We start from the raw sequence: 21,518 nt of genomic DNA, 5'->3' as shown, positions 1-21,518 counted from the left end.
TACACCCGACAGGTAACAAAATGGCGCGCTCGCGGCTGATCATGCCATCCCAGCAGTGGATACGTCTATATTTCGTTGGGATTGCGCGCTTTGATGCGCGCATCCTTTCGCGATAGCTGATAGGGTCTCTCATTGGACAGGTTCGGAATTTGTGCCCGCGCGTGATCTGCACGGCTCAAATCCAAATCGCAGATATGCAAGGCGGGCGCGGCCGTGCCTGCATCCAATAAAATCTCGCCCCATGGAGCGACAACCATCGAATGACCATAGGTGCTGCGCCCATCTTCATGGCTGCCTGATTGGGCGGCGGCTACGATAAAACTACCCGTCTCAATGGCACGAGCACGCAGCAGAACCTCCCAATGAGCTTGGCCCGTGGTCACCGTAAAGGCCGATGGCACAAAGATCATGCGCGCGCCCGCCTTGGCATAGTCGCGAAAGAGATGGGCAAAGCGGATATCATAACACACGCTCATCCCCCACGGGCCCCAAGGGGTGTCGACCAACATCGCCTGATCCCCCGCATCAAATCGGCTCGACTCTCCAATTGGGGCCTGCCCGTCGAGTGCGATATCAAACAGGTGAATCTTATCATAGACCGCGACCACATCCCCATCAGGCGCGATCAAAACAGCGTGATTGCGGAATTTTTCTGCGCCTTCAGATCGGATCGGTGTTGTGCCTGCTTGGATCCAAAGGTTGTGCCTGCGCGCCGCATTGCGCGCGGCATCCAGAAACGGATCTTCCGAAGCGGTCTTGACCTGTGCCAAAGCTTTCTCACGATCGCGGCACATCAAACCCGCCACTTCAGGCAGACATAAAAGATCTGCGCCCGCTGCCGCCGCATCGCGTGCAAACTCTTGCATCACGGCGATATTTGGGGCGTGGGTCGTGGCAGAACACATCTGCCCAAGAGCCACACGCAGATGATCGGCGGCCTCGCTCATGACCCGCCTGCCTCGGCGCGGGCAATAAGGTTTGCAACCTCAGGGCCAAGTGCCTCGACCACCAAAGCCACGCCCTTGGCATTAGGGTGAATGCCATCGGGCTGCATCAAATCGCTCAATGCCTCTTGGCGGTTACTTTCTGCGGCCGCGGCAATAGGCCCAAGAAAATCAAGCACAAGACTAGTCTCATATTGGGCCGCGAGATCGGGGTAAATCGCGTCAAATTCAGCCTTAAATGCAGGGCCGTAATTATTGGGCGCGGGCAAGCCCACCAAAAGAACAGGCAAATTGCGCGCAGATATTTTCTGCAAAATTGCCTCAAGGTTGGCGCGACTGGTTGCAGGTGGAATCCCACGCAATAGGTCATTTCCCCCCAATGCCACGATCACGGCATCCACATCAGGGGTCAGCGTCCAGTCAATCCGAGACAGCCCCCCTGCGGTCGTGTCACCCGAGACACCCGCATTGACGACTTGTGCATCAAGACCTTGCTCATTGATCCAATTTTGCAGCTGCGGCACAAAACCTTCGCCTTGGGGCAAGCCGTATCCTTGCGTCAGACTGTCGCCCAGGGCAACGACCTGCACCTGCGCGACCCCCGTCTGTGGCAGCAGCATCAGCAGCACGCCAAAGAGCGCCGCCCAGACAAGCCGCCCCTTGCCGCAGCGCGGCAAAACCCCATATCGAGTTGCAACCAAGTATGCGGGGTTATTGAACATGGCTGAAACCATCCTTTCGCTTGAAGACGCAGGTCTGTCCTTGATGGGCAATGCGGGCCCTGTCGATATCCTACATGGGGTGTCTTTGACGATAAGCAAAGGGGAAAGCGTCAGCCTCGTTGGGCCATCGGGTTCGGGCAAGTCTTCGCTCTTAATGTTGATGGGTGGATTAGAGCGCCCCACATCGGGCACAGTGCGTGCGCTTGATCATGATTTGGGACGTATGGATGAAGATGCCTTAGCGCGGCTTCGCCGCAACCATATGGGCGTTGTTTTTCAATCTTTTCACCTGATCCCAACCATGACCGCGCTAGAGAATGTTGCAACGCCCCTTGAATTGGCAGGGGTGGCCGATGCGTTTGATCGGGCCGAGGCTGAACTGGCTTCGGTTGGCCTTGCGCATCGTGCGGGGCATTATCCTGCGCAAATGTCTGGCGGTGAACAACAGCGTGTGGCCTTGGCCCGTGCGGCAGCACCGCGCCCCTCGATCTTATTGGCGGATGAACCCACAGGGAATTTGGACGCAACCAATGGGGCGCATATCATGGAACTTCTGATGGATCTGCAAACCCGTCACGGGGCTACGCTGATCCTCGTCACCCATTCTTCGGAACTGGCCGCAAAATGTGACCGCATGGTCACCTTGCGCGATGGTCGGGTCGTCTCAGAAACACGCCCGCAAAAAGGATCGCGCACATGATCATGGCGTGGCGAATTGCGCAGCGCGAATTGCGCGCGCAATGGCGTGGGGGGTTGCGCGGTTTTCGCATTTTCCTCGCCTGTTTGATTTTGGGCGTGGCGGCTATCGGCACTGTTGGCACAGTGCGCAGCGCAATTGGCGATGGCTTGTCGCGTGAGGGGGCGGTGATCCTTGGCGGAGACGCTGAAATGGAATTCACCTATCGCGGCCCAAATGATGAAGAGCGCGCCTTTATGGCGGCAATCTCAACAGACCTCTCTGAGACAATCGAACTGCGGTCTATGGCAGGTTTCGCGGGGCCCGAGGGGATGGATTACGCCCTGACCCAATTGCGGGCGGTCGATACGGCCTATCCGCTTTATGGCGCGGCGGGTCTTATACCAGATCACCCGATCCAAGAGGTCATTTCTGCGCAAAATGGCCTGCATGGCGCGGTGATGCAGCAAGTGCTGATTGATCGTTTGGGCATGCAAATTGGTGATGTCTTCACCATTGGAACGGCAGAATTTCAGCTGCGCGCCGCACTTGATGCAGAACCTGATGGCGCGGCAGGCGGCTTTGGCCTTGGCCCGCGCACCATCATATCGCTGGACGGATTGACCGCCTCAGGCCTGATCCAACCCGGCACACTTTATGAAACCGAAGTGCGGCTGAAACTGCCCGAAGGGGCAAATTTCGATAGCTTGCGCAGTCAGATGGAGGCGGCCTTTCCCGAAGGCGGTATCCGCTGGCAAGACAGCCGCCGCGCGGCCCCAGGGGTGCAACGCTTTGTCGATCGTATCGGCACGTTCCTTGTGTTGGTTGGCCTTGCAGGTCTGGCCGTAGGTGGGGTTGGCATTGCTGCCGCGGTGCGGGCCTATTTGGAAAATCGTCTATCCACCATTGCGATCCTGAAAACCATCGGGGCCGAGGGGCATACAATCTTTGCCGCCTATCTGATCCAAATTATTATTTTGGGTGCCGTTGGTGTTGGCATGGGCGTGGTGCTTGGGGCGGTGTTACCGCTTGTGGCGGCTCCGTTCTTGGCCCCGCATATGCCTGTGGATTTGAACATAACCATCGCCCCTGCTGCCCTTCTTGAGGCGGCAAGCTATGGCGCGCTGACGGCGTTAATCTTTACGCTGCTACCCTTGGCGCAAACCGAACGCTTGCGCGCCGCAGCGATCTTTCGAGATGCGGCAAGCCCAGCCATTGCCACCCCGCGCAAACGGTATATCGCAGCGCTGCTTGGCCTATGCGCGGCGCTCTTGGGTTTGGCGCTATGGCGGTCTGGCTTGCCGATTTTGACGCTTGGCGCAACAGGGGGGATTGCCGCAGCACTTTTGATCCTATGGGTGGCTGCATGGGTGTTGCGCCGCGTCTTACGCAATTTGGCGCGCGGGCGCGCCTTACGCGGACGGGTTATGCTGCGCGCGGCCCTCGCTGCGATTGCCGCCCCCCGTTCAGAAGCAACCGCGGTCATGATCTCGCTGGGTCTGGGCCTGTCAGTTCTGGCGGCGGTGGGGCAAATCTCGTCCAATCTACAAAATGCGATTGACCGCGACCTTCCCGAGGTTGCCCCCTCCTATTTCTTTGTCGATATCCAACCAAACCAGATTGACGCCTTTCTCACCCGCACGGCAAGCGACCCTGCGGTATCACGAGTGGAAACCGCGCCCATGCTGCGCGGCATCGTGACGGGGATCAACGGGCAAGACGCGCGCGAAGTGGCAGGGGATCACTGGGTCGTGCGCGGGGATCGTGGCCTGACCTATCTGGACGAAGCCCCACCATCTGACCAAATCGTTGCAGGGCAATGGTGGGATCAAGGCTATGACGGGCCACCATTGATGGCCTTTGCCGCCGAAGAGGCCGCCGAATTAGGTGTCGGGCTTGGCGATCAGATCACTGTTAACGTTTTGGGGCGGGACATCACCGCGACCATTGCCGCGCTGCGTGAGGTTGATTTTTCGAATGCAGGGATTGGGTTTGTTATGACCCTCTCCTCTAACGCGCTTGCAGGCGCACCTCATACATTCATCGCAACAGTCTATGCCGAAGAGTCCGCAGAAGCGCAGTTGTTGCGTGATATTGCGGGCGATGCCCCCAATATTACCGCCATTCGCATCCGTGATGCACTAGACCGCGTGGCCGAGGCGCTTGGGGCCATTGCAATGGCAACGTCCCTTGGCGCAGGCGTGACCCTGTTGACAGGATTGATCGTCTTAATCGGTGCGGCCGCATCGGGCGAACGGGCGCGCAGCTATGAGGCGGCACTTTTGAAAACCCTAGGCGCCTCGCGTGGGCAAATCCTGTCATCCTTCGCCCTTCGTTCCGCATTGTTAGGGGCGATGGCGGGCTTGGTCGCCCTTGGCGCAGGCACGCTTGGAGGCTTTGCGGCCATGGAATTTGTGATCGAGGCGCCCTTTCAGTTTGATCTCACCTCGGCCATTCTCATCATTGGGGGCGGTGCCTTGGTCAGCCTTGCTGCGGGGCTTGGTTACGCATGGCGACCTTTGGCCATGCGCCCTGCGGGACGGTTGCGCGCACGCGATTAAGCGGGCGGCCGCACCGCAAATTTAGCCTTGCTTATGCGCCCATATCCGCGCAGATTCTAACCATGTTCAAACTGTTCAAGCGCACCCCCAAACCCACAGGACAGGCAGCCCTAGGTCAGGGCAAAGGCGGGCAACCGCGGCCTGAATTGGCAAGCTATATCGTGGGCGACCTTATGGGCTGCGCTAGTTTGCTTGAAGGCATTTTGGCGCGCATTGATGCCCATATCGGCAATAGTGGCGCAACAAATCCACAATTGGTGTTCGTTGGAAATTACCTGCACGCGGGCGGGCAAGGGCTAGCCACGCTCGACCGCCTGATGGATCTGACCCAAGAATTTCCAAATAACGTCACCTGTCTTTGCGGTGCGCAGGAGCGACTTTTGCTCGATAGTTTAGACGCGCCGGCGGTGCGACTTCAACGCTGGCTGCGTGCAGGGGCCCCGCGATTTTTACAGGAACTCAAGCTTGACCCGAACCTGCCCCCCGATGACTTGGTTGCACATTTATCAGAAGTCTTGGGAGAGGCGCGCATTGCGTGGTTAGCCAACCTGCCGTTGTTTTGGAAATCAGGCAGCTTGGCTGCTACCCATGCAGGCGCTGATCCGCATCATCCGCTTGACCAACAAAGCGGCCGCAATCTGATCTGGGGCCATCCTGAATTTGCCTATCGCCTGCGTGGAGATGGCCTATGGATAGCCCACGGCCATAACGCAGTCGACAGCGTAACCCAAGCGGAGGGACGCATCGCGCTAAACACCCGCCCCGATGAAACAGGACGCCTAAGCGCCGTGGCAATTTTGCCCGATGGCAGCACCACCGAATTGCATACCTAAGAGAGAGGTGAGCGCGGACTAACCGGGGAGAGCTGATTAATCTGCGCTTTTAAGGAGAAATCGGGTGTCCCTCAGGGGTGACGGCAGGATCCCGTCAGGACACCCGAAACGCTTTGCCCATCTCAAACCACTGGAAGGGACTAACAACCAGAGACTTGGGCCTTGCGTGTAAATGGCCTTTGCGCGCGTGCCTTCGCATCGGCCCAATCAGGTTTGCGCCTGATCATGACCAAGATCTAGGGTCACCCTTGCCGAAAGAAAATATTACATTACAACATATTTTGATAGGAAAAAACTAACAAGGCATCCGCCATGCCAATTCCAAAAATTCCGCTTACCTTGCGCCAACTTCGGTACTTGGTCGCGATTGAGGAAACGGGCCATTTCCGCCTAGCGGCAGAATCCTGTGGGATATCGCAACCCTCGCTCTCGGTGCAGATCAAAACCCTGGAGGAGGCATTATCCCTGACCCTGATTGAACGGGGGCGCGGGCCTGTCAAATTGACCCTAGCGGGACGCGAAGTTGTGGCGCGCGCGCGCGATATTTTGGACGCGACCCAAGCAATTGTTGATCTATCCGCAACCTTGCAAACGGGCCTCGCGGGCACATTGCGCCTTGGCACGTCCACTACGCTGGGGCCTTATCTGATGCCACATATCGTGGGCGATTTGCATCGCTCCCACCCTGATTTGCGTCTCTATGTGCGCGAGGCGGCCCCACATGACCTTGCCCGTCAAATCAGCGAAGGGGGCCATGATCTGATCCTTACGCAGTTGCCAATCCCTGGCGCGTCTTTGGTCACGGAACGATTGTTCCGAGAGCCCTTGGTCGTGGCAATCTCAGCCGATCATCCACTTGCGCAGCGCAGCCAAATTGAGCCGCAAGACCTCAGCGGCGAAACAATCCTGTCACTGTCACCGAATTATGCGCTGCATGACCAGATATCTGCACTTTGTGTTGAAACAGGGGCGACATTGTCGCGCGAATATGAGGGCACATCGCTTGATGCCCTGCGCCAGATGGTTGCAATGGGGATGGGGGCCACGTTTTTGCCTGCGCTCTATGTGCGTTCCGAAATATTGGGGCGCGCGCAGGATGTTGCAGTAAGGCCCTTTAAGGGCAAGCGTTTTTCGCGCTCTATCGGGCTTGTATGGCGCTCAACCTCAGGGGCCAGCACTGCGCATCGGCAATTGGCCGATGTGATCCGCGGGTACGCGCGTCAATTGCCCGAACTGATCATCGAGGGCTAGGCGCGCCCCAATATCGCACCGCTTTTGCCGCGCTTGCGCCCTTCTGCCGCCGTTCTCGAGTGAAACAATCTGTCCCATAGAGGCTCAATGTTGAGCCGCAGTGTAAAAGGCGACAGAGTATGAATCAGCAGCAAGACGAAAACAATCAACGGCTAAGCCTTGCCGATTTAGAAGCGCTGAGTTTTGACAGCCTCAGCAGATTGTCGGCCAAAACACATCAAGCCATACCTCTTGCACGCCGCATCGCCCGCGCCGAAGCCGAAGGACGCGCCCGCGCAGGCCTTCGCTATTTATTGCATTGCCTTGAGGATCTGGCGCTTGGTCGCTGTGATGGGGGGGCGATGCCGAAATTGCAGCCCAGACAAGGCATGCGGTTACATTGTGACATCGCCAACGGCTTTTTGCCCGCGGCCTTTGATCTGGCCCTGCCCGAGTTTCTGCAGATCGCCGAGGCGGAAGGGGCGGCCTGTTTGGCCTTTGCCAATGGTCATAGCCCAGGATTTCTGCTGCAGATGGCCGAAGACGTTGCGCGGCGCGGCTATGTGAGCTTGGCGCTATCGACCGATACGGCCTGCATCAGCACAAACCCGCGTTTGCCACCGACTTTGGGGGATAATCCAATGGCACTAGCAGTCCCTGACAAGCGCGGACAAGGTGTTTTGATTTTTGAACAAGGCCAAGCCGCGATATTGCGCGACACTGTATTTGATCACATCAAATCAGGAACCACCCTGCCGCCCCAGCTTGCGCTTGATGATCACGGGCGCGCCACGTAAAACCCTCGCGCGGCGATTGAGGGCAGCATCCTGCCTGTTCATGGCAGCCACGGGTTCAATATTGCGGTGATGGTCGAAATTCTCGTGCTCAGTCTTGTCGGGGCGGGGGCCTCGGCCATGATCGGTGACCCTGATGATCCAAGCAGCGGGCTGCTGCGCATGGGGCATTGTCTTTTTGCCATCAAGCCGCAATCATACGGGCAGGTATCGGCGCTTGAGCAATTCACCCAAGCCCTTCTTGCCGATGCCCCCAACAGGTTGCAGGCGCTTTCGCGCAGGCAAAAATTTGAAACCGCGCTGACAGAAGGGGTCGCTGTGCCTCAGGCGCTATTGGAACGGATCATCGCCGCATGACGCGACCCGATCTTAAGGGGATCAGCCTCAAGAGCCTTGAGACCTTCGAGGTCATGGCGCGCACGGGATCGCTGTCCGATGCGGCAGAGGAAATGGGTCTATCCGTGCCCGCCGCCTCGCAACAACTGCGCAATTTATCTTTGGCGGTGGGGGTTGAATTGATTGACACCCGCAGGCGGCCTATTGGCCTGACACCTGCGGGGCGGTTGTTCCTAAAACGGGTGCAAGTGGCGCTTGGCGCGCTGCGTGCAGGGCAAAAAGATCTCAGCCGCCTAAACCTATCGGGCATATCCGCCCTTGGTCTTGGGGTTATTGATGATTTTGAGAATGATCTAACCCCACAATTGGCCGCACGTTTGGCCGAGACGCTCAGCGATTGTAAATTCCGCCTACAAACTGGGGCGAGCCACATCTTGCTCAATATGTTGGCCAAGCGGAACCTTGATATGATCATTTGCGCCGCACCGCAGACCGCGCCCGCAGATATCGTGGCGCACCCGATTGTGCAGGATCCCTATATTTTGGCCCTCCCAAAAGGATATGCCTTTGAGGGAAGGTTCGAAGACTTGGGCGGGCTTGCTTTTTTGGGGCGCGACCCTGCGCAGGTCATGGCGCGGCATATTGATGAGTATCTTCAGATGCATGATATGCAGGTTAGTCGCAGATTTGAGATCGACTCGAACCAATCCATTTCGGCCCTCGTGGCGGCAGGGCTTGGCTTCACCATCACAACGCCCCTGAGCCTGATGCGGGGCGAGCGATTTGCGGATGGGATTGACACCTACCCCTTGCCCTCACCCGCGCAACCGCGCCAGATCATGCTCTATTGCAGTGATGACTGGACGGGCGCCATTCCCAGTGAAATGGCGAACCTGATCCGCGATCTTTCACAAAAGCTGTTCATCGCGCCAGCCCTGCAAAGGATGCCTTGGCTGGGGGCGGATTTCCGCGTGCTTTAGCGCCCTTAATTTCGGGTGACTCGCGCGCGGTTTTGGCCCTCCATCAACCGATAATCAGGAAAAACACCACATGTTGGGGTTGCGCCGCAGCGCAGAATTTAGCGCTAACTCTCTAAAAGCGCACAAATACAACCTATGGTTTAAATTTGCTCGCCACCAAACTAGGTATGTTTTCCACGGAAATTTTCGAAAATTGTTAATAAATTTACAAATTCCGCAACGCAGTGTAAATTTGTTACACAGAAATCGCGGAAATCAGGATGTATTCCTTCTGAAGCCAAAAACTTGGTGTAAACTGTTTTTGATTGATAGCGGTGTGCCTGATCGGGAAATCAGGCCAACAATGGGGCCACTGTCGACTTTGCGAAACCGCCCAATGGAGGGGGCAAGGACGCAAAATTTGGGGATCGGGGAGGATCTGTTTTAGTCATCACATGAGCTGCGTTTGTGTCGTTTGTTTACGTTGAACAGGCACGAACCGCCATATTTCCACGAAGGGATCGGGGTGAGCGACACCCAAGCTGCGGCGCGGCACCCTTTGTCAAACGACATCCGCGCCGCCACCTTTGAGGGAGAACTACATTGCCAACGACTTCGAAATTCCCTGACCTTCTTGCTGGCGCGCATATTGACGCGGATAAGTACACAGCAATGTATGAAGCCTCCATTTCCGATCCCGAGGCGTTTTGGGGCGAACACGGCAAGCGCCTTGATTGGATCAAGCCCTACACCAAGGTCAAAAACGCCTCCTTTGCCTATGATAAAGTAGATATCCGTTGGTATGAGGACGGCACGCTGAACGTAGCGGCAAACTGCATTGATCGCCATTTGGCAACGCGCGGCGATCAGACCGCGATTTTGTTTGAACCAGACGATCCCAACGAAGCCGCGCAGCATATCACCTACGCACAGCTTGGCGATGAAGTGGGCCGTTTTGCCAACACCCTGAAATCATTGGGCGTTAAGCGCGGTGATCGTGTTGTTCTCTATTTGCCTATGATCCCCGAGGCATCCTATGCCATGCTTGCGTGCGCGCGCATCGGCGCGATCCACTCCGTGGTCTTCGCGGGCTTCTCGCCTGACGCATTGGCAAATCGGATCAATGACTCGGAAGCACGGGTTGTCATCACTTCGGACGGCGCCCCCCGCGGCGGTCGTGTGACCGATCTGAAATCTAACGTGGATAAGGCGCTTTTGCATTGTGATGACAATGTGAAATGCTTGGTCGTGAAGCGCACAGGTCAAGATGTAACTTGGACCGATGGTCGCGATATCTGGTATCATGACGCCTCTGCGGGCCAATCCACCGCCTGCCCTGCGGAAGAAATGAACGCTGAAGATCCGCTGTTCATTCTTTACACCTCGGGCTCAACGGGAAAGCCGAAGGGCGTTGTTCATACGTCAGGTGGCTATCTGACTTATGCTGCGATGACGCATCGATACACATTCGACTATCATGATGGCGATGTGTTCTGGTGCACCGCCGATGTGGGTTGGGTGACAGGCCACAGCTATATCATCTACGGCCCGCTTGCGAATGGCGCGACAACCTTGATGTTTGAAGGCGTGCCAACCTATCCAGACGCGGGCCGTTTCTGGGCTGTTTGTGAAAAGCACAAAGTGAACCAATTCTACACCGCCCCTACAGCCATTCGTTTGCTGATGGGTCAGGGTAATGAATTCGTCACCAAATATGATCTCTCTAGCCTCAAGCTTTTGGGGTCGGTGGGCGAGCCTATCAACCCCGAAGCATGGAATTGGTATAATGACGTTGTTGGCAAGGGGAACTGCCCCATTGTTGACACATGGTGGCAGACCGAAACGGGCGGCCATTTGATTACGCCTCTGCCAGGTGCAACCAAACTTAAGCCGGGCTCAGCGACAAATCCATTCTTCGGCGTTCAGCCCGTGCTGTTGGATGCGACCACAGGTCAAGAAATCCACGAAACCGCCGCAGAAGGCGTTTTGTGTATCAAAGACAGCTGGCCTGGTCAGATGCGCACCCTGTGGGGCGATCCTGACCGCTTTGTGCAAGCTTATTTCAGTGACTATAAAGGTTATTACTTCACTGGGGACGGATGCCGCCGTGACGAAGATGGCTATTACTGGATCACGGGCCGCGTGGATGATGTGATCAACGTGTCGGGCCACCGCATGGGCACAGCCGAAGTTGAATCGGCGCTTGTGGCACATGAAAAAGTATCAGAGGCCGCAGTGGTGGGCTTCCCCCATGATATCAAAGGTCAGGGGATCTACTGCTACGTCACGTTGATGGCGAGCGAAGAGCCCTCCGAAGAATTGCGGGCAGAATTGACCAATTGGGTGCGTAAAGAGATCGGCCCAATTGCAAAACCAGACGCGCTGCAATTTGCACCTGGCCTGCCCAAAACGCGGTCGGGGAAAATCATGCGCCGCATTTTGCGTAAGATTGCCGAAAACGATTTCGGCAGCCTTGGTGACACATCAACCTTGGCAGATCCAAGCGTGGTGGATGACCTCATCGCCAATCGCATCGTTAAGTAACGCGTGGAATTCAGTAAATGACGGCAGATACGATGACACGACCAGTTAACTTAATCCTTCTCGGGCCTCCGGGCGCTGGGAAGGGCACCCAAGCCCGCATGCTAGAAGAGGCATTCGGGCTTGTGCAGCTGTCCACTGGTGACTTGCTGCGTGGCGCAGTCAATGCAGGCACACCCGCAGGCTTGGCCGCGAAATCGGTTATGGAAAAGGGCGAGTTGGTCTCGGATGAGATTGTGCTCGCCGTTCTCGAAGAACGCCTTCAGCAGCCCGATGTGGCCGCAGGCACAATTCTGGATGGTTTTCCCCGCACCGCCGCGCAAGCCGAGGCGCTTGATGGCCTTTTGGCGGCACGCAACCAGCAGATTGACGCTGTCATCAGCCTTGAGGTGGATGATGACGCGATGGTGGCCCGCGTATCGGGTCGCTATACCTGCGCCGATTGTGGCGAAGGATATCATGACGAATTCAAGCAACCCGCAACAGCGGGTGTTTGTGACAAATGTCAGGGCAGCTCGTTTAAGCGCCGCCCTGATGATAATGCCGAAACAGTGCGCACCCGCCTGTCGGCATATCATGCCCAAACGGCCCCCCTTACCGAGTATTACAATGCCCGCGGCACGCTTAGCAAAGTCGCGGCTATGGGGGCTATTGACGATATTGCCAAGGCACTTGGCAAGATCGTGTCCCACCTCACTGGGGCGTAATTGGGCAAAAGAATTCTGTCGGCGCCTTAGGAGGAGGCGGCGTCAGATGTCACCGTTGGGGCAGTGCCTCACTGGTTAGAAACCGAAGGGAGATATCAATGGCCGAAAAGGCAAATAACTCTGAATACTGGGCCGCGAACATCCGCTTGGTCACCCTATGCTTGGTGATCTGGGCGCTGTGTTCCTATGGCTTTGCTATTCTTTTCCGCCCGATGCTTAGCGGCATCGCGGTGGGTGGCACAGATCTGGGCTTCTGGTTTGCTCAGCAAGGTTCAATCCTCGTATTCCTTGTTCTGATTTTCTTCTACGCAGCGCGTATGAACAAATTAGACAAAGAATATGGCGTGGACGAAGAGTAAGGGACGGGCCAGATTATGGAACAAACAACACTCAATATTATCGTTGTGGGGCTGTCGTTTGCGCTCTACTTCGGTATCGCAATTTGGGCCCGCGCGGGCTCCACATCTGAATTCTACGCCGCTGGGCGTGGTGTTCCGCCTGTCTTGAACGGTATGGCAACTGCAGCTGACTGGATGTCGGCGGCCTCCTTCATCTCAATGGCAGGTCTTATCGCATTCGTAGGCTATAACAACTCGACCTTCCTCATGGGCTGGACGGGCGGTTACGTGCTTATGGCGATGCTTCTTGCACCCTATTTGCGCAAATTTGGCAAGTATACGGTTCCTGAGTTCGTAGGCGACCGTTTCTACAGCCAAACTGCACGCGTTGTGGCCGTAGCCTCACTGATTGTGATGTCCGTGACTTACGTTATCGGTCAGATGACTGGTGCTGGCGTGGCCTTCTCTCGCTTCCTCGAAGTTGACAAAACAACGGGTCTCTACATTGCCTCCGCAACCGTTTTCGTTTACGCGGTTTTAGGTGGCATGAAGGGCATCACCTATACGCAGGTGGCGCAGTATTGTGTTCTGATCACTGCGTATACGATCCCTGCTGTGTTCATCTCACTGCAACTGACAGGTAACCCAATCCCAAGCCTCGGCCTCTTCTCCGAGCACACCGCCTCTGGCCAGCCTCTGCTGACCACATTGGACGGCTTGCTGACGGATCTGGGCTTCAATGCTTACACCACAGGCTCTAGCCCATGGTTGATGGCCTTGTTTACCTTGTCTCTAATGATTGGTACCGCGGGTCTGCCCCACGTGATCATTCGCTTCTTCACCGTTCCCAAAGTGTCAGACGCACGTTGGTCTGCTGGCTGGGCACTGGTGTTCATCGCGCTGCTTTACCTAACCGCTCCTGCGGTGGGTGCTATGGCTCGTTTGAACATCATGACCACCATGTGGCCAAATGGCGTTGAAGGTGAGCCTGTTGCACAAGCTGATCTGCCTGATTGGTTCAACACTTGGTCGGTGACTGGCCTTCTGGCTGTTGAAGACAAGAACGGCGATGGCCTGATCCAGTACTACAATGAAAATAACGCTGGTATGGCTGAAATGGCAGCTGAGCGTGGTTGGGCAGGAAACGAGCTTGTCACGTTCAACCGTGACATCCTCGTTTTGGCAAACCCAGAAATCGCACAGCTTCCAGGTTGGGTTATCGCTCTGATCGCGGCAGGTGGTCTGGCAGCGGCTCTGTCCACTGCGGCGGGTCTTCTGTTGGCGATCTCCTCTTCCATCAGCCACGATTTGATCAAGTCGGTGATCAATCCTGACATCTCGGAGAGAGGCGAGCTTCTGGCCGCACGCATCTCGATGGCAGGCGCGATTGCTTTGGCAACCTATCTTGGTCTGAACCCTCCAGGCTTTGCGGCGCAAACCGTGGCTCTGGCATTCGGTCTGGCAGCAGCTTCGCTGTTCCCAACACTGATGATGGGTATCTTCTCCAAGCGCATGAACTCCGCAGGTGCAACAGCAGGTATGCTTGCAGGTTTGATTTCAACCTGTCTCTACCTGTTCACATTCTTGGGTTGGTTCTTCATCCCAGGCACCAACATGCTTGATAACACTGCAGCGAACTACCTGTTCGGCATCCCACCAACCCATTTCGGGCCAGTGGGCGCATTGCTGAACTTTGCAGTTGCATTCGCAGTATCCCGCGTGACAGCAGAGCCGCCGCAGGAGATCCAAGACCTCGTGGAATCCGTACGTATCCCACGTGGCGCAGGTGCAGCCATCAACAAGTGATCCTTTGATCACTTAGGGGCTACCCCTTAAGAAAAATGGGCGCATTCCGATCAATCGGGATGCGCCTTTTTCATAAATAGTCTAGGCTGAGCCAGACCGACCAAACAGACCCAGATCCAGATGCCAAAAGAAATCCTGACACTTCTGTCACAAACGCACCCCTATGACAGCTTACCGCATGATTATCTGGTGGAACTGGCAGGGCAGGTGAACCGCTCCATGGCGAAAGCGGGCGCTGTGATTTATCACGCGGGCACGCCGCTTGAGGCGCTTTACCTCATCGTGTCAGGGCAGGTTGATATCACCGAACCCAATGGTGAACTGGTCTCGATCCTCGGCCCAAAAAACTCCTTCGGAGAGCGTGGCTTGATGCGCGATGGTATTGCGCCTGTCACCGCAACCGCGGTGAAACCAACCGAACTTTTGGAAGTCACGGCGCCACTTTTCCATAAATTGGTGAAAGAGCACCCCGCCTTTCTAGATTTCTTTGACCGCACCCGCCCAGCCCGCGCCAAGCGCAGTGCGTTGTCGACCCAAACCTTGGGCGATTTAATGACGCGCAATCCTCTGACCTGCACAGCGCAAGACAGCTTGCTGAGCGCCGCGAAAAAGATGCGGGATCACCGCGTCTCTTGCTTGCTTGTCACCTCCGAAACGGGGGCGCTGCAAGGGATCATCACCACACGCGACTTAACCAATCGCGCGATGGCGGCGGGGCTGCCATCAGACACGGCCGTGGCTGAAGTGATGACGCGCGACCCCAAGACCTTGCCCGCCTCCGCCCTTGTGGCTGATGCGCTGCATTTGATGGTCGAGCATGGGTTTACCCATATGCCCGTCATGGATCGCGGGCAGCCCGAAGGCATATTAAGCCAGACCGATATGATGCGCTTTCAGGCGACCAGTTCCGCCTCAATCATCATGGATATCGCCTATGCCGCAAATAGCGCAGAAATTGCCAAATATGTAAAAGGCATCCCTGCCCTTTTGATGCAATTGGTTGGGGCAAATAATGATCATCAGGTGGTCACACGCCTGATCACCGATATCGGTGATGCCGCGACCCGGCGGTTGCTAAAACTTGCCGAAGACCATCTTGGGCCGCCGCCTGTGCCCTATCTGTGGCTGGCCTGTGGCAGCCAAGGTCGGCAAGAACAAACCGGCGTGTCCGACCAAGACAATTGCCTGATCATAGACGATGCCATGCGCCCAGAAGACGACGCGTATTTCGCCGCTTTGGCAAAATTCGTCTCGGATGGTTTAGATGAGGCAGGCTATTTCTACTGCCCAGGTGATATGATGGCGACCGCCGCGCGTTGGCGGCAACCCTTACGCGTTTGGCGAAACTATTTCTCGAAATGGATTTACAAACCTGACACCGAGGCGCAGATGTTGGCATCGGTGATGTTTGACCTGCGGCCCATTGGCGGCACGATGGCCCTATTTGACGATCTTCACGCCTCGACCCTTGCAGAGGCTTCGGGAAATTCGATTTTTGTGGCTCATATGATTTCCAATTCGCTCAAGCATACGCCCCCGCTTGGTCTCTTTCGGGGCTTTGCCACTGTTCGGTCGGGCGAGCATAAAGATCGCATTGATCTCAAGCATAACGGCGTTGTGCCCGTGGTGGATTTGGGGCGCATCTATGCGCTGAAAGGACAGTTGACCGAAGTAAACACCCGCGCGCGCTTGGTTGCCGCAATTGACGGAGGTGCGGTTTCTGCCTCGGGCGGACGGGATTTATTGGATGCCTATGACATGATCGCGGAAGCGCGGCTTGCGCATCAAGCGCGCCAAATCCGCAATGGCCACGCGCCCGATAATTTCATGGCACCTGCTTATTTATCCGATTTTGATCGAAGTCATCTCCGCGATGCCTTCGTTGTGATTAAAACAATGCAATCGGCAATCGGACAGCGGAGCGGGTTTCTATAACCCCCACGCCTGTTTTTGGTTGCCACGAAAAGAGAAAGACCAACGAAATGCAAATGTTCCTCGTCCTTATTGCGGCACTGTCCTCGGCCTTTGCAGGGGCAGGCATCGCCTATGGCCTGCGCCGCCTGATAGGAGAGCGGATACCAAAATGGTTCGTGCCTGCAGGCGCGGGGCTGGCGATGATCCTGACCACAATATCCCTCGAATATTCATGGGCGCGCGGCGTCATGGCCACCCTGCCCACAGACACTGTAATGATCGCCACGCGCGAACAGCGCGCTGTTTGGCAGCCGTGGACATATTTGAAGCCATGGATCAAAGGCTTTGTCGCGGTTACCCCGTCAGAGACTATCGAAACAGTCGAAGGCTCGGGCCAATGGGTTGTGCAAACGCGCCTGCATGAGCGGTGGCAGCCCGCGATCATCAAACCCATCTTGGTGGATTGCACCACCCCCGCCCGCGCAGAGATTTTTCCAACCACCAGTTTTGATGCTGATGGCCGCGCCGAGAATGCCGATTGGTTAGCGGTTTCCGCGGATGATCCGTTGATTGCCGTGGTCTGCCCAACTCTGGGCGGCTAGGCCGCGTCACCGCTGCGGGAGGAGGAGGCCCGCACGCACATGTTCACCCATCTTAGTTTGCGTTTGCGCATCTTTTTGTTCTTTGCGCTCTTGGCCCTTGGGGGCGCGGCCCTGCTGACCGCGGGTCTGGTGATTGGGTATGTTCGTTTGGGCGAGGATCACGCGCTATCGGCCTTTATCACAGCAGGGGCGGTTGGGGCATTTGCAATTATCGGCCTGTCTGCTTGGGTTTGGACGAAGTTCGATGAGTATGTCTCCCGCCCCCTTGAGGCATTGGCCGCGGATATGCGCGCCCGCGCCCATGCCGATGTGGATGATGAAATCAATCCAAACTATGCGCGATATTTGGGTGATTTAGCCCCTGCTGCTGCGGCTGTTGCCGCGCATTTGACCGAAACGCGCAACGCAATGGCATTGGCCGTGGGGCGTGAAACAGCACGGCTTGGCCTTGAGAAGCAGCGCCTTGAAACCTTACTAGCCGAAATTCCCGATGGGGTCGTGTTCTGCACGCCTGACCATAAAATCGCGCTTTACAATGGCAAGATGCGGGATCTCTTCAATGATGATGAGGGGTTGGGTCTGAATCGCCCCCTTGATCAGCTTTTGCGCATGGCCCCCTTGCGGGAGGCTTATGGCAGGCTGTTGCGCGCACAGAGCGCTAAAGGCACGGATATTTTGGTAACAACCCGCCACGATGCACGCCTTTTCGAGGCACGGATGCGCTTATTCTGGCTCGAAGGTCAGGAAACAGCCGATCCTGCCTATCTCTTGTGCTTGCAAGACCGATCCAAGGATTTAGCATTGCATGGCACGCGCGAGGCCCTGTTTGCCGATTTAATTGAGGCCGTGGATGCCGTTTTGCCAGACCTGCCCCACGGGGCGCCACGTGCGCAGTTGGAAAAGACGTTGCGCGATGTGCAAAACGAAAAGGCCAAAACCGATACAGCATGGTGGCCTCTTGAGCAGCTTGACCTATCCGATATTGCAATCGCGCTTGCCACGCGCTTGGCGCAAAAGGATATCCAACTGCAGTATGACGCGCTGCCTGACTTGCGAATGCGCGCCGATGGCTTTGCTATCAGCCGCTTGTTAGAGCGCCTGACGCTGTCGTGGATTGGCGCGGGGGCGTCTGACATTCGACTTGCGGCCCGACTGACAGAGGGAGAGGCCATTCTTGACCTGCAGGGAGATGCAAAGGCCCCTGACGCAGCACGGCTCAAAGATTGGTTAGACAGCCCCCTGATCACGGGCCATTCACGCTTTGCGGGGGCCGATGTTTTACGCAGCCACGGCGCCAAGATCGAAGCCACGGATCAACGGATCAGCCTGTCCCTAGCCGCCGCCCCCGAAGCGCTGCAAACGCCGCGCGTGATCCAATATGATTTTGACCTGTTGCAAACCGCACTGCCTGCTGAGCTATCACAGGCCCCGCTGAAGAACTTGTCTTTCGTGGTGTTCGACACAGAAACCACCGGTTTGAACCCGCAAGTCGATGAAATCTGTCAGATTGCCGCGATGCGGATCGTAAACGGAAAATTGGTCGAGAGCGAACGCTTTGACACTTTGGTCAACCCTGCGCGCAAAATCCCTGCGGCCTCAACAGCGGTGCATCACATCACCAATGAGATGGTGGCAGACGCCTCATCTGTGGTTGATGCCTTATCGCGGTTTCATCGCTTTGCCGATGGCGCGGTTCTGGTGGCCCATAACGCCCCCTTTGACATGGCCTTTCTACAGCGGCGTGAAGGGGCCATTGGCGCGCGTTTTGATCAGCCGATCTTGGACACTGTTCTGTGTTCGGCCATCCTTTTTGGTCAGTCTGCGGAACACACATTGGACGCGCTATGTGACCGCCTTAGCATCCGCATACCCGACAATGCCCGTCATACCGCACTTGGCGACACATTGGGAACGGCGCGGGCCTTTGTGAAGATGTTGCCCATGCTTGAGGCGACAGATATCCAAAATTTAGGACAGTTGATCACGGCCTTTGATCGTCATGCGCGGCTCTTGCGCCATTTGAACTAAGGCGCAAAGGCTTGACATTCCCCTGCCCGCGCGCGTAAGAGCGGCACAACTTCCAGCAAGCTTTGGCTTTCTGGTCTTAGGATATGTCCAAGATCGCCCCCCGTCAGCGAGTTTCGCCCACGGGGGCCTTGGTGCATTGCAATGCGGTGGCCTGATGCACAGAACACCAAAGAGATGACGCGACAAAGGGGCCTTGGCCAATGTTTGAAACACTTTCAGAACGCCTCTCCTCGGTCTTTGAGGGGCTGACAAAGCAAGGCGCTTTGTCTGCTGATGATGTGAAAACAGCCCTGCGCGAAGTGCGGGTGGCTTTGCTTGAGGCAGATGTCTCTTTGCCCGTGGCGCGTGAATTTATTCGCGCGGTCGAGAAAAAGGCCACAGGCGCTGCGGTGACCAAATCGGTGACCCCTGGTCAACAGGTCGTCAAAATTGTGCATGACGAATTGATCGCCACGCTTCAGGGCGAAGGCGAGATTGGCGCACTGAAAATAGACAGCCCGCCTGCACCCATCCTGATGGTGGGTCTGCAAGGGTCAGGGAAAACCACAACAACCGCGAAACTGGCCAAACGCCTGAAGGAGCGCGAAGGCAAGCGCGTGTTGATGGCATCCCTTGATACAAACCGCCCTGCCGCGATGGAGCAGTTGGCCATCCTTGGCCAACAAATTGGCGTGGATACCTTGCCCATCATCAAAGGTGAAAACCCTGAGACGATTGCAAAGCGCGCCAAAACCCAAGCAGGGCTTGGCGGCTATGATGTCTATATCCTCGACACCGCAGGGCGCTTGCATATCGATCAAGACCTGATCGCGCAGGCCGCAGCCGTGCGTGACATTGCCAACCCGCGCGAGACACTCTTGGTCGTGGATGGCCTCACGGGCCAAGATGCGGTGAATGTTGCACAGGAATTTGACGATAAAATTGGCGTCTCTGGCATCGTTTTGACCCGTATGGACGGCGATGGTCGCGGCGGCGCGGCACTGTCGATGCGCGCCATCACAGGCAAACCGATCCGCTTTGTGGGTTTGGGTGAAAAGCTCGAAGCGCTTGAAACATTCGAAGCACAGCGTGTCGCTGGCCGCATCTTAGGCATGGGCGATATCGTGGCCCTTGTTGAAAAAGCCCAAGAAACCCTTGAGGCTGAACAGGCCGAGCGCATGATGAAGCGCTTCCAAAAAGGTCAGTTCAACATGAATGACCTTAAAGTCCAGTTAGAGCAGATGCTGAAAATGGGCGGGATGCAGGGCATGATGTCGATGATGCCGGGCATGGGCAAGATGCAAAAGCAGCTTGATGATGCAGGGCTTGATGACAAGGTGATCAAACGCCAGATCGCGCTGATCCAATCCATGACTAAGCGGGAAAGGGCCAACCCTGACCTTTTGCAGGCAAGCCGCAAAAAGCGCATTGCCGCAGGCGCAGGGCAAGATGTCTCTGACCTGAACAAACTTTTGAAAATGCACCGCCAAATGGCCGATGCGATGAAGAAGCTGGGCAAAATGGGCAAAGGTGGGATGCTCAAGCAGGGCCTTGGCGCATTAATGGGCAAAGGCGCATCCAAAGATTTGGCGGGCATGGATCCTTCAGCAATGGATCCCAAAGCGATGGAGGCCGCAGCCCGCAAAATGGGGCTTGGCGGCTTGGGTGGTGGCGGCGGTCTGCCGCACCTGACGGGCTTTGGCAAAAAGAAATAAAGGGATCGCATCATGACCGATACAGCCGCCCGCGCCGCAGCGCTGCTCAAGGAACATCGCGCCTCGATTGATCGCTTGGACGCAATCCTCGTCTATACCCTTGGCGAGCGGTTTAAGCACACCCAAGCCGTGGGTAAATTGAAGGCACAACATGATCTGCCCCCGTCCGACCCAGACCGCGAAGCCAAACAAATCGCGCGCCTTGAGCGTTTAGCTGAAGAGGCCGATCTCGACCCCGAATTCGCCAAGACCTTTCTGAAATTCATCATTCAGGAGGTCATCCGTCACCATGAACAACACATTGAAAACGGGCAATAAACAAAAACGCCCCGATCATCTATCCGAAGGAGAAGACTAATATGGCAATGAAAATCCGCTTGTCCCGTGGTGGCTCGAAAAAGCGCCCATTCTACAGCATCGTGGCTTCTGACAGCCGCATGCCCCGCGATGGCCGCTTCATCGAGAAGCTCGGCACATATAACCCGCTCTTGGCAAAAGACAGCGAAGATCGCGTGAAAATGAACATGGAGCGCGTGAAATACTGGCTCGAGCAGGGTGCGCAGCCCACCGACCGCGTAAGCCGTTTCTTGGAAGCAGCTGGCGTGTTGGCCGCGAAAACCCGCAACAACCCGAACAAAGCTGTTCCAGGCAAAAAGGCACAAGAGCGCGCAGAAGAAAAAGCCGCTAAGGCCGCAGAAGCAGCCGAAGCAGCAGCCGCACCTGCACCTGCCGCAGAAGAGGCGCCCGCAGAAGAGGCCGTTGTTGAAGAAGCAGCTGCACCTGAAGAAGCGCCGGCCGCTGAGGAAGCCGTAGAAGAAGAAAAGGCTGAGTAA

17 protein-coding genes and 1 pseudogene are annotated in these 21,518 nt (G+C 56.4%); 16 read left to right on the top strand and 2 right to left on the bottom strand.

Annotation, left to right across the window (positions count from 1 at the left end; translation table 11 throughout):
* Positions 1 to 65 precede the first annotated feature (65 nt).
* Positions 66 to 947, bottom strand: coding sequence for a carbon-nitrogen hydrolase family protein (locus tag AAC622_RS00490; RefSeq protein WP_340259825.1), 882 nt, complete (start codon positions 945 to 947; stop codon positions 66 to 68).
* Positions 944 to 1,666 carry an arylesterase gene (locus AAC622_RS00485; protein ID WP_445322585.1) on the bottom strand — a complete coding sequence of 241 codons (723 nt, stop codon included), beginning with the start codon at positions 1,664 to 1,666 and terminating at the stop codon, positions 944 to 946. Before AAC622_RS00485 ends, AAC622_RS00490 begins: the two co-directional genes overlap by 4 nt.
* Here AAC622_RS00485 and AAC622_RS00480 point away from each other — a divergent pair.
* From AAC622_RS00480 to rpsP, 16 genes and pseudogenes are all read left to right on the top strand, one after another.
* Positions 1,665 to 2,366: an ABC transporter ATP-binding protein gene (locus AAC622_RS00480; protein WP_340259824.1), complete on the top strand. Its 702-nt coding sequence runs from the start codon at positions 1,665 to 1,667 to the stop codon at positions 2,364 to 2,366. The genes AAC622_RS00485 and AAC622_RS00480 overlap by 2 nt on opposite strands.
* Positions 2,363 to 4,903 (top strand): ABC transporter permease, encoded by a 2,541-nt coding sequence (locus AAC622_RS00475; RefSeq protein WP_340259823.1) that lies wholly within the window; start codon positions 2,363 to 2,365, stop codon positions 4,901 to 4,903. The genes AAC622_RS00480 and AAC622_RS00475 overlap by 4 nt, the downstream gene beginning before the upstream one ends.
* Positions 4,904 to 4,965: 62 nt before the next feature.
* Positions 4,966 to 5,736, top strand: a complete 771-nt coding sequence (locus tag AAC622_RS00470) for a serine/threonine protein phosphatase (RefSeq protein WP_340259822.1) — start codon at positions 4,966 to 4,968, stop codon at positions 5,734 to 5,736.
* A gap of 312 nt (positions 5,737 to 6,048) precedes the next feature.
* On the top strand, positions 6,049 to 6,987 hold the full coding sequence (locus tag AAC622_RS00465) for a hydrogen peroxide-inducible genes activator (RefSeq protein WP_340259821.1): 939 nt from the start codon (positions 6,049 to 6,051) through the stop codon (positions 6,985 to 6,987).
* A gap of 119 nt (positions 6,988 to 7,106) precedes the next feature.
* Positions 7,107 to 8,117 (top strand): annotated as a pseudogene (locus tag AAC622_RS00460) (Ldh family oxidoreductase).
* Positions 8,114 to 9,076 carry a LysR family transcriptional regulator gene (locus AAC622_RS00455; protein WP_340259820.1) on the top strand — a complete coding sequence of 321 codons (963 nt, stop codon included), beginning with the start codon at positions 8,114 to 8,116 and terminating at the stop codon, positions 9,074 to 9,076. Before AAC622_RS00460 ends, AAC622_RS00455 begins: the two are co-directional and overlap by 4 nt.
* Before the next feature lie 651 nt (positions 9,077 to 9,727).
* Entirely contained in the window at positions 9,728 to 11,599 is a 1,872-nt protein-coding gene (acs, locus tag AAC622_RS00450) for an acetate--CoA ligase (protein WP_445322609.1), read from the top strand.
* Positions 11,600 to 11,616: 17 nt separating this feature from the next.
* Positions 11,617 to 12,303: an adenylate kinase gene (locus tag AAC622_RS00445; RefSeq protein ID WP_340259818.1), complete on the top strand. Its 687-nt coding sequence runs from the start codon at positions 11,617 to 11,619 to the stop codon at positions 12,301 to 12,303.
* A 98-nt stretch (positions 12,304 to 12,401) separates the two neighbouring features.
* A complete protein-coding gene (locus AAC622_RS00440) occupies positions 12,402 to 12,662 on the top strand; it encodes a DUF4212 domain-containing protein (protein WP_317655725.1) in 261 nt (86 codons plus the stop codon).
* A 15-nt stretch (positions 12,663 to 12,677) separates the two neighbouring features.
* Positions 12,678 to 14,447: a sodium:solute symporter family protein gene (locus AAC622_RS00435; RefSeq protein WP_340259817.1), complete on the top strand. Its 1,770-nt coding sequence runs from the start codon at positions 12,678 to 12,680 to the stop codon at positions 14,445 to 14,447.
* Positions 14,448 to 14,567: 120 nt separating this feature from the next.
* Positions 14,568 to 16,382, top strand: a complete 1,815-nt coding sequence (locus AAC622_RS00430) for a DUF294 nucleotidyltransferase-like domain-containing protein (RefSeq protein ID WP_340259816.1) — start codon at positions 14,568 to 14,570, stop codon at positions 16,380 to 16,382.
* Between the two features lie 53 nt (positions 16,383 to 16,435).
* Positions 16,436 to 16,963 carry a hypothetical protein gene (locus AAC622_RS00425; RefSeq protein WP_340259815.1) on the top strand — a complete coding sequence of 176 codons (528 nt, stop codon included), beginning with the start codon at positions 16,436 to 16,438 and terminating at the stop codon, positions 16,961 to 16,963.
* 39 nt (positions 16,964 to 17,002) lie between these two features.
* A complete protein-coding gene (locus tag AAC622_RS00420) occupies positions 17,003 to 18,991 on the top strand; it encodes a 3'-5' exonuclease (protein WP_340259814.1) in 1,989 nt (662 codons plus the stop codon).
* A 200-nt stretch (positions 18,992 to 19,191) separates the two neighbouring features.
* On the top strand, positions 19,192 to 20,685 hold the full coding sequence (gene ffh / locus AAC622_RS00415; protein ID WP_340259813.1) for a signal recognition particle protein: 1,494 nt from the start codon (positions 19,192 to 19,194) through the stop codon (positions 20,683 to 20,685).
* A gap of 12 nt (positions 20,686 to 20,697) precedes the next feature.
* The gene (locus tag AAC622_RS00410) at positions 20,698 to 21,003 is read left to right on the top strand and encodes a chorismate mutase (protein ID WP_317655731.1); all 306 of its coding nucleotides are present in this window, start codon (positions 20,698 to 20,700) and stop codon (positions 21,001 to 21,003) included.
* A gap of 41 nt (positions 21,004 to 21,044) precedes the next feature.
* Positions 21,045 to 21,518, top strand: coding sequence for a 30S ribosomal protein S16 (gene rpsP / locus AAC622_RS00405; protein WP_340259812.1), 474 nt, complete (start codon positions 21,045 to 21,047; stop codon positions 21,516 to 21,518).

This window comes from Roseobacter sp. HKCCA0882 (assembly GCF_037805225.1).
In the GTDB taxonomy this organism is placed as follows: domain Bacteria; phylum Pseudomonadota; class Alphaproteobacteria; order Rhodobacterales; family Rhodobacteraceae; genus M30B80.
This window is presented reverse-complemented; position numbering and strand designations above follow the sequence as displayed.